This window comes from Ruegeria sp. AF8 (assembly GCF_056541825.1).
On the sequence record NZ_JBQFYW010000079.1, the window covers coordinates 1 to 937 of the forward strand.

Below are 937 nucleotides of genomic sequence, written 5' to 3' on the forward strand. Positions count from 1 at the left end.
TGCCGAGCGTGATGTGGGTCTATTGGTTCTGAAAGGGCTGGATAACGAAAACATCGCGCGCATCCGGGGGCGGGCCGTAGGAACCGTGCGCGCGCAGACCGCCTCGATCTATGCCAAAGCCGGGGTTGACGGGCGAGCGCAGCTGATAAGCGTATTCATGGAAGAATTGCTTATCGCAGATGGCGAGGCTGCGGACCTTCAGACAACCAAACTGTGATCAATCGCCCCAATGGCTCGGGCGGTTACGATCTGGCCTTCGGGCTGAGGTGCATTGAACGTAACTTCGGTGAATTGTTCCGTCCGCCCCATATGCGGGTTCTCCATCAGGATCCGGTGGGTTTTGCCGACCTGATCTGACAGGTGTTTCCTGACCTGAACGTCCCCAGCCGCACGCAGACGGGCTGCGCGATCCTTGATTACATTGCCGTTCACCTGCTGCGGGATGCGAGCCGCTGGAGTGCCTTCGCGTTTCGAATATGGGAAAACATGCAGCCAGGTCAGATCGCAATCGGTAACCAGTTTCAGCGAGTTCTCGAAATGCGCTTCGGTCTCGGTCGGGAAACCTGCGATGATGTCGGCACCAAAGGTCATGTCGGGGCGCAGTTTCCGGGCCTCTTCAGTAAATCGAATGGCATCGTCGCGCAGGTGGCGGCGTTTCATGCGCTTCAGGATCAGATCGTCGCCATGCTGAAGCGACAGGTGCAGATGCGGCATCAGGCGTTGTTCGGTTGCGATGGCCTGCATCAGATTCTCGTCCACTTCGATCGAGTCGATCGAACTGATCCTCAGGCGAGCCAAGTCCGGCACCAGTTTTAGAATACGCATCACCAGATCGCCCAGTTTCGGCTGCGCAGGCAGATCGGTCCCCCATGAGGTCAGGTCAACGCCGGTTAGCACCACCTCATGATAGCCCCGATCCACCAGCCGCTTGATCTGA

2 protein-coding genes are annotated in these 937 nt (G+C 58.1%); one reads left to right on the plus strand and one right to left on the minus strand.

Annotated features, from left to right (window positions below):
* Positions 1-217: helix-turn-helix domain-containing protein (locus ACR0AO_RS25450; protein WP_480609832.1), on the plus strand; the 217-nt coding region annotated here is incomplete at its 5' end.
* Here ACR0AO_RS25450 and ACR0AO_RS25455 read toward each other — a convergent pair.
* A partial coding sequence (locus tag ACR0AO_RS25455) for a radical SAM protein (protein ID WP_480609835.1) occupies positions 199-937 on the minus strand: 739 nt, incomplete at its 5' end. The genes ACR0AO_RS25450 and ACR0AO_RS25455 overlap by 19 nt on opposite strands.